The 15317-nt window shown below is 67.5% G+C and carries 15 protein-coding genes; 12 read left to right on the forward strand and 3 right to left on the reverse strand.

The annotated features are described in order from the left end of the window. Positions 1-34 precede the first annotated feature (34 nt). Positions 35-1255 (reverse strand): argininosuccinate synthase, encoded by a 1221-nt coding sequence (locus VOI27_RS03005; protein WP_323763807.1) that lies wholly within the window; start codon positions 1253-1255, stop codon positions 35-37. 129 nt (positions 1256-1384) lie between these two features. Between VOI27_RS03005 and VOI27_RS03010 the strand changes: the two genes are divergently transcribed. The 4 genes from VOI27_RS03010 (at position 1385) to VOI27_RS03025 (ending at position 4666) form a co-directional block, all read left to right on the forward strand. Continuing rightward, positions 1385-2128 (forward strand): hypothetical protein, encoded by a 744-nt coding sequence (locus VOI27_RS03010; protein ID WP_323763808.1) that lies wholly within the window; start codon positions 1385-1387, stop codon positions 2126-2128. Between the two features lie 123 nt (positions 2129-2251). After that, positions 2252-2749, forward strand: coding sequence for a flavin reductase family protein (locus VOI27_RS03015; RefSeq protein WP_323763809.1), 498 nt, complete (start codon positions 2252-2254; stop codon positions 2747-2749). Continuing rightward, positions 2718-3422 (forward strand): 4'-phosphopantetheinyl transferase family protein, encoded by a 705-nt coding sequence (locus tag VOI27_RS03020; RefSeq protein ID WP_323763810.1) that lies wholly within the window; start codon positions 2718-2720, stop codon positions 3420-3422. The genes VOI27_RS03015 and VOI27_RS03020 overlap by 32 nt, the downstream gene beginning before the upstream one ends. Beyond that, positions 3419-4666 carry a glycerate kinase type-2 family protein gene (locus VOI27_RS03025; RefSeq protein ID WP_323763811.1) on the forward strand — a complete coding sequence of 416 codons (1248 nt, stop codon included), beginning with the start codon at positions 3419-3421 and terminating at the stop codon, positions 4664-4666. Before VOI27_RS03020 ends, VOI27_RS03025 begins: the two co-directional genes overlap by 4 nt. Here VOI27_RS03025 and VOI27_RS03030 read toward each other — a convergent pair. Then, entirely contained in the window at positions 4663-4989 is a 327-nt protein-coding gene (locus VOI27_RS03030) for an Hpt domain-containing protein (RefSeq protein WP_323763812.1), read from the reverse strand. The two genes, VOI27_RS03025 and VOI27_RS03030, sit on opposite strands and share 4 nt — an antisense overlap. Positions 4990-5175: 186 nt before the next feature. Between VOI27_RS03030 and VOI27_RS03035 the strand changes: the two genes are divergently transcribed. Then, positions 5176-6405, forward strand: a complete 1230-nt coding sequence (locus VOI27_RS03035; RefSeq protein WP_323763813.1) for a PP2C family protein-serine/threonine phosphatase — start codon at positions 5176-5178, stop codon at positions 6403-6405. On the opposite strand, the gene VOI27_RS03040 is transcribed toward VOI27_RS03035, so the two are convergent. Further along, the gene (locus VOI27_RS03040) at positions 6402-6854 is read right to left on the reverse strand and encodes an NUDIX domain-containing protein (RefSeq protein ID WP_323763814.1); all 453 of its coding nucleotides are present in this window, start codon (positions 6852-6854) and stop codon (positions 6402-6404) included. The genes VOI27_RS03035 and VOI27_RS03040 overlap by 4 nt on opposite strands. 76 nt (positions 6855-6930) lie before the next feature. Here VOI27_RS03040 and VOI27_RS03045 point away from each other — a divergent pair, with 76 nt between their 5' ends. The 7 genes from VOI27_RS03045 to VOI27_RS03075 all read left to right on the forward strand — a co-directional run bounded on the left by VOI27_RS03045 (position 6931) and on the right by VOI27_RS03075 (position 15293). Next, on the forward strand, positions 6931-7917 hold the full coding sequence (locus tag VOI27_RS03045) for an Hsp33 family molecular chaperone HslO (protein ID WP_323763815.1): 987 nt from the start codon (positions 6931-6933) through the stop codon (positions 7915-7917). Beyond that, a complete protein-coding gene (locus VOI27_RS03050; RefSeq protein ID WP_323763816.1) occupies positions 7907-8506 on the forward strand; it encodes a CoA pyrophosphatase in 600 nt (199 codons plus the stop codon). The genes VOI27_RS03045 and VOI27_RS03050 overlap by 11 nt, the downstream gene beginning before the upstream one ends. Positions 8507-8513: 7 nt before the next feature. Beyond that, on the forward strand, positions 8514-9683 hold the full coding sequence (locus VOI27_RS03055; protein ID WP_323763817.1) for a CCA tRNA nucleotidyltransferase: 1170 nt from the start codon (positions 8514-8516) through the stop codon (positions 9681-9683). 160 nt (positions 9684-9843) lie between these two features. Continuing rightward, positions 9844-11709 carry an ABC transporter ATP-binding protein gene (locus tag VOI27_RS03060; RefSeq protein ID WP_323763818.1) on the forward strand — a complete coding sequence of 622 codons (1866 nt, stop codon included), beginning with the start codon at positions 9844-9846 and terminating at the stop codon, positions 11707-11709. Continuing rightward, entirely contained in the window at positions 11706-13538 is a 1833-nt protein-coding gene (locus VOI27_RS03065; protein ID WP_323763819.1) for an ABC transporter ATP-binding protein, read from the forward strand. The genes VOI27_RS03060 and VOI27_RS03065 overlap by 4 nt, the downstream gene beginning before the upstream one ends. Further along, a complete protein-coding gene (locus VOI27_RS03070) occupies positions 13535-14083 on the forward strand; it encodes an AAA family ATPase (protein WP_323763820.1) in 549 nt (182 codons plus the stop codon). The genes VOI27_RS03065 and VOI27_RS03070 overlap by 4 nt, the downstream gene beginning before the upstream one ends. Then, a complete protein-coding gene (locus VOI27_RS03075) occupies positions 14070-15293 on the forward strand; it encodes a class I SAM-dependent RNA methyltransferase (RefSeq protein WP_323763821.1) in 1224 nt (407 codons plus the stop codon). Before VOI27_RS03070 ends, VOI27_RS03075 begins: the two co-directional genes overlap by 14 nt. Positions 15294-15317 lie beyond the last annotated feature (24 nt).

The following is a 15317-nucleotide window of genomic DNA, read 5'->3' on the forward strand; positions in this document are numbered from 1 at the left end:
CGGCGCGTGTGTTTGCGACGATACTGCGGGGCGGTCAGCCCTTCAGCCGGCGGTCCCGCGCTGCCAGCAGTTTCAGGCGCAGCGCGTTGAGCTGGATAAAGCCTGCCGCGTCCTTCTGGTCATAGGCGCCGGCGTCATCCTCAAAGGTGACATGCGCCTCGGAATAGAGCGAATGGTCCGACCAACGGCCGACGGTGCGCGCGGCGCCCTTGAACAGCATCACCTTGACCGTGCCGGAGACATGCTCCTGGCTCTTGTCGATCAGCGCCTGCAGCATCTCGCGCTCCGGGCTGAACCAGAAGCCGTTGTAGATCAGCTCGGCATAGCGCGGCATGATCGAATCCTTGAGGTGACCGGCACCGCTGTCCAGCGTGATCTGCTCGATGCCGCGATGCGCCTCGAGCAGGATTGTGCCGCCCGGCGTCTCATAGATGCCACGCGACTTCATGCCGACGAAGCGGTTTTCCACGAAATCCAGCCGCCCGATGCCGTGACGGCGGCCGTAGTCGTTGAGCTGGGTGAGAATTGTCGCCGGGCTTTTCGCCTCGCCGTTGATCGCCACCGCGTCGCCCTTTTCAAAGGTGATCTCGATGTATTCCGGCTGGTCCGGGCCGGTGACCGGGTCCTCGGTGCGCTGGTAGACGTAATCGGGCGCCATTTCCGCCGGGTCTTCCAGCACTTTGCCTTCGGAAGACGTGTGCAGCAGGTTGGCATCGACCGAGAAGGGCGCCTCGCCGCGCTTGTCCTTGGCGACGGGGATCTGGTGCTGCTCGGCAAACTCCAGCAGACGGGTGCGCGAGGTCAGGTCCCATTCCCGCCACGGCGCGATCACCTTGATGTCGGGGTTGAGCGCATAGCAGGCCAGCTCGAACCGCACCTGGTCGTTGCCCTTGCCGGTGGCGCCATGGGCCACGGCATCGGCGCCGGTGGCCTCGGCGATCTCGACCAGCCGCTTGGAGATCAGCGGGCGGGCGATCGACGTGCCCAGCAGGTAGAGCCCTTCGTAAACCGCATTGGCGCGGAACATCGGAAAGACGAAATCGGCGACGAATTCCTCGCGCAGATCCTCGATGTGGATCTCCTTGACGCCCATCATCTCGGCCTTCTTGCGCGCCGGCTCGAGCTCTTCGCCCTGGCCCAGGTCGGCGGTGAAGGTGACGACCTCACAGCCATACTCGGTTTCAAGCCATTTCAGGATGATCGAGGTATCGAGGCCACCGGAATAGGCCAGGACAACTTTCTTGGGCGCGGACATGGGGTGTTTTCCTTCTTGAAAGACGCAAGCGCGATACCGGGTTTTGCGGCGCGGGGCAAGGTGGCGGCGTTGACCTTGCCGGGCCTTGCGCCCAATGTGCGCGCAAAACCGGTGTCCGAGGAGTGCCCGATGAAAGCCTGGTCGATGTTCGTCCATTCCCTGCGGCTTGTGATCAACAATATCGACGTGGCGCTCAGGGTCTCGCTGGTGCTCTACTCGGTGCAGGTCGCCTCGCAGGTCTTTGCCTATGCGGTCGATGACGGCAGCGTGGTCGACGGCCCCACGGGGCTGCCCGGCGCCGACATCTCTGCCGGCGAGGGCTTCGTGATGTTCCTTCTGGGGCTGGCGGCGCTTCTGGCCTCGCTCTGGATCGCGGTGGCTTGGCACCGCTACGTTCTCTTGGGCGAGGTGCCCGCAGGCTGGCTGCCAAAATGGCCCGGCGCGGCGATTCCGGGCTATCTCTGGCGTTCGGTGCTGCTTGGCCTGTCGGTGGCGCTGGTGGCGGTTCCGGTGGGGGCGGTGGGCGCGCTGATCCTGCCGCCGGTGCTGATGCTGGCGCTGACCGTGGGTGTGGCCTCCTTCGTCTTCTTCCGTCTTTCGCCGATCCTGCCGGCGATCGCGCTCGGCACCAGCCTGAGCTTTGGCGAGGCCTGGCAGGCGACCCGTGGCGAGGCCGGCACCATCGCCGGGCTGGCCGGTCTGATGATCCTCGGCTCGCTGGCGCTGCAGGTGCCGACAATGCTGTCGGGTGACCCGAATTCCCTGCTCAGCCTGGTCTATTCAGTGGTGGTTGGCTGGTTTGCCACGATGATCGGGATCTCGCTGCTGACCACGGTCTATGGCACCTGCGTCGAGGGGCGCGGCATCGATTAGGCTTGCCACGCGGGGATTTCGCCCCATTTTCGCCCGGGTATCGCGGTATATGGCGGGGCAGAGCTTTACCCCGGAGGCCGTGAATGCGATGTGCCTATGAATAGACCTGTCTGGACCCTGCCCATGATCACACCCATCCCGTTCCGGCCCGACGCGGCGCACCGGCGGCACTACCGCAGCGCGCTCGGCCAGTTCGCGACAGGTGTCACCGTGATCACCACCACGACCGATGACGGCCCCACCGGCATGACGGTGAATTCCTTCACCTCGGTCTCGCTCGACCCGCCGCTGGTGCTCTGGTGCCTGGCCGACAATTCCCTGCGCTACGACGTCTTCAGCAAGGCGCAGAGCTATGCCATCAACGTGCTGCACTCCGGGCAATACGAACTGGCGATGCTGTTTGCCAAGGATGGCGGGCATTTCACCGAGGCGAATTCCTCTGAGGGCGCGCTGGGTGTGCCGGTGCTGCGCGATGCGCTGGCGGTGTTCGAATGCCGGCTGGAACAGAGTGTGGCGGTGGGCGATCACTCGGTGATCGTCGGCCGGGTCGAACAGCTGAGCTATCGCGAGGGCGATCCGCTGATCTTTCATGGCGGCCATTTTGGCACCTTCGCCGGATAATCTGCCGGCTTTCGTGACCGCGCCCGAGGTGACGCAGCGCGCCGGGCGCTGCCTGATCCTGGCACGCTATGACCTCTCTCTTTACCGTGACGGCGATTTTGCCGCCTGCGGGCTGGCGCTGCCCGATTTCCTGTCGCGCGCGGTGCCGAAACGGCGGGCCGAGTTCCTGGCCGGTCGGCTATTGGCGCGCGAAGCCCTGGCGCGCTTTGGTCGGGCTGGTGCGATCGGCCGCGACGCCCATGGCGCGCCGGTCTGGCCTGAGGGCGTGCAGGGCTCGATCTCGCACAGCCACGGCACGGTCGGCGTCTGGCTGGGGCAGGGGGCGGCGACTCTGGGCCTCGATCTCGAGGCGCTGGCCGATCCCCGTGCCACCCGCGCGATCTGCCACACGGTGCTGACCGGGGGCGACCGCGCGCTGATCGGTGACAGCCCCGATGCGGCCCTGGCCACCGCGGTATTTTCCGCCAAGGAGGCGCTCTACAAGGCGCTGTTTCCGCGGATCGGGCGATTTTTCGGCTTCGATCATGCGGAAATCGTTGAAATTCGGGCCGATGGGCTGGCCTTGCGGCTGGCAAAGCCCTTATCAACCGACTGGCCGGCAGGCCGCGGTTTTTCGATCGCGCAGCACTGGCGGGCCGGTACTGTCATCAGCCAATGCGAGATTGCCCCATGACCTCCGATTTGCGCCAAAGCGCCCTGCATCTGTTCGACAAGGCGGTCGAGGCCGCCGATCCGGCGCTGGCTCTGCGCCGCGCCCTGGCCGATCACCCGCTGCCCAGGCCCGCCGGCCGGCTGCATCTGATCGCCATCGGCAAGGCCGCGCCGGCGATGCTGAGCGAGGCGCTGTCGCATCTCGATCACGAGGTCGCGGCGCTGGCGATCACCCATTACGAAAACGACATGCAGGTGCCCGGCGCCGAGGTGATGCGCGCCGCCCACCCGGTGCCCGATGCTGCGGGCCTGCGCGCCGGCGAAGAGCTGATCTCGCGGCTCTCCGGCCTCGGGTCCGAGGATGCGGTGGCGGTGCTGGTCTCCGGCGGCGGCTCGGCGCTGGTCCCGGCGCCGGTCGCGGGCGTGACGCTGGAGGAAAAGGCCGAGGTCAACCGCCTGCTGCTCGGCGCCGGGCTCGATATCGTGCGGATGAACCTGGTCCGGCAGCAACTGTCGCGGCTCAAGGGCGGCGGGCTGTTACGCCATGCCGCGCCGGCGCCGGTGACCGCTTACATCCTCTCCGACGTGATCGGCGACGACCTGCGCGCCATCGCCTCCGGCCCCACCGTCGGCCCGATCGGCAGCCGCGCCGAGGCCAGATCGGTGCTCGAACAGGCTGGCGTCTGGGACGCCTGTCCAGCCTCGGTGCGCGATCACCTGTCGGCCGAGGCTCCGGTGCCGGCCACGCCCGCGGCGCACAACCACCTGATCGGGTCCAATCGCAAGAGCCTCGAGGCGATGCTGGCGGCGGCCCAGGGCTTTGAGGCCCGGATCGTCTCGGATGCGCTCGAAGGCGATGTGGATGACGCCGCGCAGGAGGTGCTGCGCGCCGCGGCGCAGGCGCCGAAAGATCGGCCGCAGGCGCTGATCTTCGGCGGCGAGACCACTGTGACCCTGCGTGGCGACGGTCGCGGCGGCCGCAACCAAGAACTGGCGCTCAGGGTGGCGCTCTCGGCGCAGAACTTCGACCTGCCGCAGCACTGGCTGTTTCTCTCCGGTGGCACCGATGGCCGCGACGGCCCGACCGAGGCGGCGGGCGGCATCGTCGGGCCCGACACGGCGGCGGCGATCGGCCCGCAGGCGCAGGCGCTTTTGGCCAACAACGACAGTTTCGCGGCGCTGGAGCGGGCCGGGGCGCTGCTGATGACCGGCGCCACCGGCACCAATGTGGCCGATGTGCAGGTGTTCCTGATCGCTCCTGCCTAACCGGCACGGCGGGTCTCCAGTCCATTGGCAAACTCGGCCCGGGCGCGGGCATAGGTGTCTTGGATAAGGCTGACATCGACCTGGCTGCCACACCCGGCATTGGCCGCGGCCTCCCCGGCGTGGCACAGGTCGGCAAAGGCGTCGAACCCGAGGTTCAGCGCGCTGCCCTTGAGGAAGTGCAGCTGCGCCTCGAGGTCGACCGCCCCGGGCGTCAGCGTGCCGATGACGCCATCGACCTCGTCGAGGAACAGTTCGACCACCTCGGCAAAATCCTCGTCGCCCACTTCCGCGCGCAGTTCCGAAACCCGGGACCAGTCAATCATCGTGATGTTCTCCTCAATAGAGACCCCCGGTTTACGCCCTCACAGCTAAGATTTTCTTGCGATATTCCCGCGGATTTTCGCTAAATCCCGACCTTCATTCCGGGTTAAGACCGCGCGCGTCATATCGGATGTGCGAGATCAAGCAGGACGAATCGGCAGACGATGGATTTGGCAGCCAGACATACAGTGACAGCCGCGCCGGGGCCCCGGCCTTTGCGGGTGCTGGTGGTCGACGACAGCCCGTTGCAACGCAAGATCCTCTCCTCGTCGCTGCTGCGGCAGGGCTATGTCGTCGATGTCGCCGCCTGCGGGCAGGAGGCGCTGGCGATGTGCGAGGCGCATGCCCCCGATCTGGTGCTCAGCGACTGGATGATGCCGGGCATGGACGGTCTGGAATTCTGCAAGAAATTCCGGGCGATGCAGCGCGAGAGTTATGGTTACTTCATTCTGCTCACCTCCAAGAGCGACAAGGACGCGGTGGCCCGCGGCCTTGATACCGGGGCGGATGATTTCCTGACCAAGCCGGTCAATGCCGACGAACTGCGCGCCAGGATCACCGCCGGCGAGCGGATCCTCGCGATGCAGCGCCAGCTCAGCGATCAGAACCGGGTGATCAGCCGCACGCTGGCCGAGCTGCAGGGGCTCTACGACGCGCTCGACAACGATCTGATCGAGGCCCGGAAACTGCAGCAATCGCTGGTTCGCGAGCGGTTTCGCCGCTTCGGCGCTGCCGATCTGTCGCTGCTGCTGCGGCCCTCGGGCCATGTCGGCGGTGATCTGGTGGGGTTTTTCCCGGTCGGCAAGACGCGACTCGGCATCTTTGCCATCGACGTCTCTGGCCACGGCATTTCCTCGGCGCTGATGACCGCGCGGCTGGCCGGCTATCTCTCGGCAACCACGCCCGATCAGAACGTCGCCCTGCGCGAGACCGCCGATGGCAGCCACGAGATGCTGCCGCCCGATGCGGTGATCGCACGTCTCAACCGGCTGGTGCTCGAGGAGATGGAGACCGAACACTACTTCACCATGCTGCTGGCCGAGGTCGATCTCGTCTCTGGCCGGGTGTCGCTGGCGCAGGCCGGCCATCCTCATCCGCTGGTGCAGCGCGCCGACGGCCGGGTCGAACTGGTGGGTCAGGGCGGGCTGCCGGTCGGGCTGATCGAGGATGCGGCTTTCGAGCGTTTCGAGATCGTGCTGAACAAAGGCGACCGACTGCTGCTTTATTCAGACGGCATCACTGAATGCCCGGACGCCGGCGGCGGCTTCTTCGAGGAGGAGGGTCTGATCGCCCTGGCGGGCAAACTGCACCACCTGGCGGGGCGGGAGTTTCTCGAAGCGATGGTCTGGCACCTGGCTGAGAACACCGGCACCGAGGAGTTTCCCGATGACATCTCTGCCGCGCTGCTGGAGTTCTAGCCGAGCAGGCCGGCCGCGTGCGCAAAGCCAAGCGCCGCGCGGTCCACGGGGTTCGACAGGCGCGCTGCGGCCTTGGCCAGCTGCAGGTGGCGGACCGCATGGCCGGGCTCGTCCGGTGGGCCGAGACGCCGCACCGGCCGGGCCACGTAGAACGTGCAGAGCTTTTCCGCCCAGAGGTCATACTCCGGCATGAAGACAAAGCGCCGCCAGGCCCCGAAGCGGCGCGGCGCGGCAATCGTCCAGCCGGTCTCTTCGCGGACCTCGCGGTGCAGTGCCGCCACCGGCGCCTCGCCGGAATCGATGCCGCCGCCGGGCAGTTGCAGCGGCTCGTCCGAGCCGCTCTGCCAGGTCAGCAGCAGCGCATCGTCCAGCGGCAACAGCGCATAGACCCCGGGGCGCAGCCGGTGGCGTTTGTTCCGGACCGGTGCGGCGCCGACGCGGCGGATCATGGCATACCCCTTTAATGCTGTGGTTTCGCGGCTATATAGAGGGCGATATGCCAAATCCGGGCAACAAGGAACTCCCATGATCTCTGTGAACGCCATCGCCTGGGACGATACCGTCCTGCCGTTTCAGCTTGACCGCTCCGACATCCGCGGCCGCGTCGCGCGGCTTGACGGGGTGCTCGAGGGTATTCTGAAACAACACGACTACCCGCCGGTGGTCGAGGCGCTGGTGGCCGAGATGGCGCTGCTGACGGCGCTGATCGGTCAGACCATCAAGCTGCGCTGGAAGCTGTCGCTGCAGGTGCAGTCGAACGGCCCGGTGCGGATGATCGCCACCGATTATTACGGCCCGACCGAAGAGGGCGAGCCGGCGCGCATCCGGGCCTATGCCAGCTATGATGCCGAGCGGCTGGTGGGTCACAACCCTTTCGACCAGGTCGGCACCGGCTATTTCGCCATCATGATCGACCAGGGCCAGGGCATGCAGCCTTACAAGGGGATCACGCCGCTGGCCGGTGGCAGCCTGCGCGCCTGTGCCGAGAGCTATTTCGCCCAGTCGGAACAGCTGCCGACCCGGTTCAACCTGAGCTTCGGCCGCTCGACCGAGCCGGGCCAGCCCGAGCGCTGGCGCGCTGGCGGCATCATGCTGCAGCACATGCCCAAGGCCTCGCCCTTTGCCAGCGGCGAGGGCGGCTCCGGCGAGGGCGGGCTGCTGACCGTCGACGATCTGCTTGATGACGAGGAGACGGCCGAGAATTGGAACCGCGCCAACATCCTGCTCGATTCGGTCGAGCTGATGGAGTTGATCGGGCCGCAGCTGCCGCCGACCGACCTGCTGGTGCGGCTGTTTCACGAGGAACAGCCACGGGTTTTCCCGACCCAGCCGGTGAAGTTCGGCTGCACCTGTTCCGAGGATCGGGTGCGCCAGAGCCTGTCGATCTACTCGGCCAAGGACATCGAGAAGATGACCACGGAGGACGGCCGGGTGACCGCCGACTGCCAGTTCTGCGGCGCGCATTACGATCTCGATCCGGCCACCGTGGGTTTCGAGGCGAATGGCGACTGATCCGCGGGATCCGCTTCTGGCCGCGCTGTCGCGTGACGGCGCGGCCTCGTCGGATTTCGACCTGAACCCGGATTTCAGGCTGCCCGAAGGCCGCAAGCTGCGCCCCGCCGGCGTGCTCGCCGCGTTTGTCCTGCAGGACGGCGTGGCGCATGTGATCCTGACCAAGCGCTCCTCGGCGCTCAAGCATCACCCCGGCCAGATCGCCTTTCCCGGCGGCAAGCAGGATGCGGGCGATGCCGATGTCACCGCCGCCGCCCTGCGCGAGGCGCATGAGGAGGTGGGGCTCGACCCGGCCCAGGTCGAGGTGCTGGGCACCCTGCCGACCCATGAGACGGTGACCAGTTTCCTGGTGACGCCGGTGCTGGCGCGGGTGCATGGCGCCTTCACGCCGCGGCCGGAGCCGGGCGAGGTGGCCGAAGTCTTTACCGTGCCGCTGGCGCATGTCACCGATCCGGCCCGCTTCTCGGTGCAATCACGGCGCTGGCGCGGCATGCGCCGGTCCTATTACACTGTGCCCTACGGCCCCTATTACATCTGGGGCGCCACCGCCCGTATCCTGCGCGGGCTGGCAGACAGGATGATGGCATGAGGTGCCCATGCGGATAACCGGCGACTGGCTGATCACCCCCGAGACTCAGGCGGTCTGCGCCATGCTGACCGGGGCCGGGCACGCCGCGTATTTCGTCGGCGGCTGCGTGCGCAATGCGCTGCTGGGCGAACCGGTCTCGGATATCGACATCAGCACCGATGCCCGCCCCGAGCGGGTGATGGAGCTGGCCCGCGCCGCCGGGCTGAACGCCGTGCCCACCGGCATCGAACATGGCACCGTCACCGTGATCTCGCGCGGGGTGCCGCATGAGATCACCACCTATCGCCGCGATGTCGAAACCGATGGCCGCCGCGCCGTGGTGGCCTTTGCCGACAGCCTCGAAGAGGACGCCCGGCGCCGCGACTTCACCATGAACGCGCTCTATGCCGATGCCACTGGCGCGGTGCGCGACCCGGTGGGCGGGCTCGCCGACCTCAAGGCGCGCCGGGTGCGGTTCATCGACGACCCCGCCGCCCGCATCCGCGAGGACTACCTGCGCATCCTGCGGTACTTCCGCTTCAACGCCTGGTACGGCCGCGAAAAAGGCGGCTTCGACCGCGAGGCGCTGGCGGCGATTGCCGACACCCTCGACGGGCTGGAGACGCTGTCGCGCGAACGGGTCGGGGCCGAGATGCTCAAGCTGCTCGCCGCCCCCGATCCGACCCGCGCGGTGGCCGCCATGGACAAGGTCGGCGTGCTGCTGCGCATCCTGCCCGGCGCGGTGATCACCGCGCTGGGGCCGCTGGTCTATGTCGAGGACGAGGCCGGTCTGGCCCCCGACCCGGTGCTGCGGCTGGCGGCGCTGGGCGGCGAGGATGTGGCCGAGCGCCTGCGGCTGTCGAAGGCGCAGGCCAAGGCGCTGGTCTTCTTCCGCGAGGAGGTGGGCGCGGCCACGCCGCCACATGAGATCGGCTATCGCCATGGCGCCGAGCTGTCGGAAAAGCTGCTGGCGCTGCGCGCGGCGCTTTTGCAGGAACATATCGACCGCAAGGCCTTTGCCGAGATGGAGGAGGGCGCGGCGGCGATCTTTCCGCTCCGTGCCGCCGACCTGATGCCGGAATACCAGGGGCCGGCGCTGGGCGACCGGCTGCGGTTTCTGGAAACCCTCTGGATCACCTCCGGCTTCGAACTGAGCAAGGAAGAGCTGCTGGGGCAGGACGGCCGCGCCGGGGGGTGACAAAACCGCGCAGGCCAGCTATGCAGGACCCGTCTGAACAGGAGAGTGCAGCATGGAAACAGAGACCCGCTTTCGCCTAGGCTAAGCCACGTTCTCTGTCTGCGTGGGTTCGTCCACGCCCATTCCATTCGTTGCCCATTTTGCTCGCAGGAGCGCCTCCATGTTCAAATTCTTCGAAAATCTCGTTGATCCCTATTGCGATTACACCGCCAGCGATCACCCGCCGCAGCGGCTCTGGCCGTTCCTGCGGGACTATGCGCAGCCGTTCAAACGGGTCTTTGCGATTGCCGCGCTGATGTCGGTCGTGGTGGCCGCGATCGAGATCGGTCTGATCTGGGCGATGGGCTGGGTGGTCGACATCCTTGCCGGGCCGCCAGAGCAGGTCTGGGCGGACTACGGCAGCTGGCTGATCGCGCTGGCGGTGTTCCTGCTGCTGATCCGGCCGGTGCTGCAGGCGGTCGACGTGGCGCTGCTCAACAACACCATCCTGCCGAATTTCGGCACCCTGATCCGGTTTCGCGCCCATGCCCATGTGCTGCGTCAGTCGGTCGGCTGGTTCGAGAACGATTTCGCCGGCCGCATCGCCAACCGCATCATGCAGACGCCGCCCGCCGCCGGTGAGGCGGTGTTCCAGGTGTTCGACGCGATCACCTTTTCACTGGCCTATGTGGTCGGCGCGGTGGTGCTGCTGGGCCAGGCCGACTGGCGGCTGTCGCTGCCTCTGCTGGGCTGGCTGGTGTTCTATGGGTTGCTTATCCGCTGGACAGTGAAACGCGTGGGCCCGGCGTCGCAGGCGGCCAGCGATGCGCGCAGCGAGGTCACCGGGCGGGTGGTGGATGCCTATACCAACATTCATTCGGTCAAGATGTTCGCCCATCACGGCCGCGAGATGCAGTTTGCCCGCGAGGCGATCGAGGGCGCGCGCCGGACTTTCCAAACCGAAATGCGGATCTTCACCATCATGGACGTGGTGCTGAACCTGCTGAACGGATTCCTGATCGTCGGCGTGGTCGGCTGGGCGCTCTGGCTCTGGATGCAGGGGCTGGCCAGCGTCGGGTCGGTCGCTGCAGCCTCCGCGCTGACCCTCAGGCTCAACGCGATGACCGGCTGGATCATGTGGGCGCTGACATCGTTCTTTCGCGAGTTGGGCGTGGTGCGCGAGGGGATGGAGACCATCGCCCAGCCGATCGACCTGCGCGATGCGGGGGCGGCCCGGCCGCTGCAGCTCTCTGAGGGCCGGATCGAGATCGACGGTCTGTCGCATCACTATGGCCGCGGCCGTGGCGGGCTCGACCGGATCAGCCTGACCATCGCACCGGGCGAAAAGATCGGGCTGGTCGGCCGCTCGGGTGCCGGCAAGTCGACGCTGGTCAAGCTGCTGCTGCGGTTCTACGACGCCGAGGCGGGGCGCATCGTGATCGACGGTCAGGACATCTCGCAGGTGACCCAGGACAGCCTGCGCCGGCAGATCGGCATGGTGCAGCAGGACAGTTCGCTGCTGCATCGCTCGATCCGCGACAACTTGCTGTATGGCCGGCCCGACGCCAGCGAGGCCGAGATGATCGCCGCCGCCAAACAGGCCGAGGCGCATGACTTCATCCTCGATCTCGAGGATCAGCAGGGCCGGTGCGGCTATGACGCGCAAGTGGGCGAGCGTGGCGTCAAGCTGTCCGGCGGGCAGCGGCAGCGGATCACCCTGGCGCGGGTCATCCTGAAAAACGCGCCGATCCTGCTCTTGGACGAGGCGACAAGCGCGCTAGATAGCGAGGTCGAGGCGGCGATCCAGTCGACGCTCTACGGCATGATGGCCGGCAAGACGGTGATTGCCATCGCGCACCGGCTGTCGACGATTGCCCAATTGGATCGCATTCTGGTGATGGATGACGGGCGCATCGTCGAGCAGGGCAGCCATGACGAACTTTTGTCGCAGGGCGGGCTTTACGCCGGGTTCTGGGCGCGCCAGTCTGGCGGATTCCTGACGGTCGAAGCGCCCGGGCAGGCAGGTGAATCGGAGGCAGCGGAATGAAGGCACCCTCTTGGATCGACCCCTTTGCCGAGGCAGAGGCCCCGCCGCCGCGGACGCTCGCGGCCTTTCTGCGCTGGGCGCTGGCCGGCAGTTTCGGCGCGATCGGCGTCGCCGGCGCGGCCTCGGCCTTTGCCGGCGTGCTCGAGGTGCTGGCGGCGATGACGCTGGGGCTGGTGGTCGACGCGGCACTCAATGGCACCGCCGAGAGCGTCTTTTCCGACAACTTCTGGCTGCTCATCGGGGTGATGCTGTTCTTCCTGCTGCTGCGGCCTTTCGTGCTGATGATCTCGGCTTGGCTGCAATCGATCGTGGTGCAACCCAACCTGCTGAGCCTCGTGCTGTCGCGGTTGCACCGCTACACGCTGGGCCAGGACGTGACCTTCTTTGACAATGATTTCGCCGGCCGGATCGCGCAAAAGGAGATGCAGACCGCCCGCGCGATCACCGACGTGGTGGTCGAGGTGGTGCATACGGTGCTGTTTGCGCTGGCCTCGGTGATCGGCTCGATCCTGCTTCTGGGCACCGTCGACGCGCGCATCGCCTTCGGGTTGCTGCTGTGGATCCTCGGCTACCTGCTGATGATCCGCCATTTCATGCCGCGCATTCGCAATCGCTCCAAGGCGCGGGCGGCGGCGCGGGCCATGGTGACGGGTCAGGTGGTCGATACCGTGACCAACATCAAGACCGTCAAGCTCTTTGCCCATGCCGATCACGAGGATCAGGCGGCGCTGGGCGCGATGGCGCGGTTCCGCGAGCGGCAGCTGGATTTCGGCCATGTCTCGGTGCAGTTCCGCTTCTGGCTGATGGCGCTGGCGGGCGTGCTGCCGGTGCTGCTGGTCGGCGGCGCGCTCTGGTACTGGTCGCGCGGGCTGGTCAGTGCCGGCGACATTGCCGCCACCGGCGCGGTCAGCCTGCGGCTGGCGCAGATGACCGGCTGGGTCAGTTTCACGCTGATGGGCCTTTATGCCAATGTCGGCGAGGTCGAGGACGGCATGCGCACCCTGACGCCGCCACACGGGCTGACCGATGTGGCCAATGCGACCCAGCTTGACGTGACCGACGGCCGGATCGAGTTCCGCGACGTGGATTTCGCCTATGGCCGCGATGTCGGCGGGGTCGAGCATATCCAGCTCGACATCAAGCCGGGCGAGAAGCTGGGCATCGTCGGCGCCTCGGGGGCGGGGAAATCGACGCTGGTGGCGCTCTTGCTGCGGCTCTACGACGCCGAGAAGGGCGCGCTCTGCATCGACAATCAGGACATCGCCGGGGTGACGCAGGAGAGCCTGCGCCGACAGATCGGCATGGTCACCCAGGAGACCGCGATGTTCAACCGCTCGGCGCGCGACAACATCGCCTATGGCCGGCCCGATGCGACCGAGGAGGAGATCGTCGAGGCCGCGCGGCGGGCCGAGGCGCATGAGTTCATCCTCGGGCTCGAGGATCATGAGCACCGCAAGGGCTATGACGCGCATCTTGGCGAACGCGGGGTCAAGCTCTCGGGCGGCCAGCGCCAGCGCATCGCCCTCGCCCGCGCCATCCTCAAGGACGCGCCGATCCTGGTGCTCGACGAGGCGACCAGCGCGCTCGATTCAGAGGTCGAGGCGGCGATCCAGTCGGCGCTCGAACGGGTGATGGAGGGCAAGACGGTGCTGGCCATCGCCCACCGGCTGTCGACGATCGCGCGGATGGACCGGATCGTGGTGCTCGACCGGGGCCGGATCGTCGAACAGGGGAGCCACGAGGCGCTGCTCGACAAGGGCGGTCTTTATGCCCGCTACTGGGAGCGGCAGTCGGGAGGGTTCCTCAACCTCGTCGAAGCCGCCGAATGAGGCGGATCATGATCGTCGGCCAGCCGGGCAGCGGCAAATCCACCCTGGCCCGGCGGATCGGCGCCCGGCTCGACCTGCCGGTGATCCACATGGACCACATCCACTGGAAACCCGGCTGGATCGAGCGGACCGCGGCCGAAAAGGCGGTGCTGGCGCGGGCCGCCGAGGCGGGCGAGGCCTGGGTCTTCGAGGGCGGGTTCTCCACCACCTGGCCTAGTCGTCTGGCCCGCGCCGAGATGCTGGTGGTGCTCGACTTGCCCTTTGCCCTGCGCTGCTGGCGGGTGGTCTGGCGCACCCTGCGCCACTGGGGCAAGACCCGCCCGGACCTGCCGGACAACTGCCCGGAACGGTTCAACCGCGAGTTCTGGCATTTCATCTGGCGCACCCGCAACACCAACCGCGTCCGCATCCTGTCGCTGGCGCGGATGGCGGCCAAGGGCAAGCCGGTGCATGTGCTGCGCCGCCCGCGCGAGGTGCGGGCGTTTCTCGCCTCTCTCGACAGCGCGGGCGATTGCGGGCAAAAGCCGGGCCATGACCCAGCATGACATCCTCCGCCTCGGCCATCAGGGCGACGGCATCGCCCATGGCCCGCTCTTTGCCCCGCTGACCCTGCCCGGCGAAACCGTCAGCGGCACCATCGACGGCGACCGGCTGCGCGATGTGAAGATCCTCGCGCCGTCCGAGCATCGCGTCGCGCCGCCCTGCCGGCATTTCAAGGCCTGTGGCGGCTGCCAGCTGATGCATGCCTCCGACGGCTTCGTCGCCGGCTGGAAGCAGCAGGTGGTGCAGCGGGCGCTTGCGGCGCAGGGTATCGAGGCTGCGTTTCGGCCGATCGAGACCTCGCCCCCTCAGAGCCGCCGCCGGGCGACCTTTTCCGCCCGCCGCACCAAGAAAGGCGCGATGGCGGGCTTTCACGGCCGCGCCTCCGGCGTGATCGTCGAAATCCCCGATTGTCATTTGCTGCACCCGGATCTGCTGGCCGCACGGCCCGTGGCCGAGGCGCTGGCGGCGCTGGGCGGCAGCCGCAAGGGCGAACTGTCGGTACAGATCACCCTGTCCGAGGACGGGCTCGACGTGCTGGCCCGTGGCGGCAAGCCGCTCGACCGGTCGCTCGAGGTCGCGCTGGCAGAGCTTGCCGGCCAGCATCCGATTGCTCGGCTGGTCTGGGAGGACGAGCCGATCGCCATGCGCACCCCCCCGGGCCAGCGCTTTGACGGCATCCGCGTCGTGCCGCCGCCCGGTGCCTTCCTGCAGGCCACCGCCCATGGCCAGCAGGTGCTGACCGCCGCGATGGTCGAGGCGGTGGGCAAGGCCGAGGCCGTCGCCGATCTCTTCGCCGGCTGCGGCACCTTCGCACTGCCCATGGCCCGCAGCGCCGAGGTCCACGCGGTCGAGGGCGAGGCCGCAATGCTCACCGCGCTCGACGCGGGCTGGCGCCGGGCCGAGGGGCTGAAGAAGGTGACCACCGAGACCCGCGATCTGTTTCGCAACCCGCTCCTGCCGGCAGAATTGGCGCGCTTTGACGCGGTGGTGCTCGACCCGCCGCGCGCCGGGGCCGAGGCGCAGGTGCGCCAGCTGGCCGAGAGCACGGTCAAGGTGCTGGGCGTCGTCTCCTGCAACCCTGTCACTTTCGCCCGCGACGCGGCGGTGCTGATCGCCGGCGGCTATCGGCTCGACTGGGTGCAGGTGGTGGATCAATTCCGCTGGTCCAGCCATATCGAGCTTGCAGTGCGGTTTACGCGCGCACATATCTGACGCCGGGCAACAAGGGGCAGGCAG

The organism is Marinovum sp. (assembly GCF_034669705.1).
Classification (GTDB): Bacteria; Pseudomonadota; Alphaproteobacteria; order Rhodobacterales; family Rhodobacteraceae; genus Marinovum.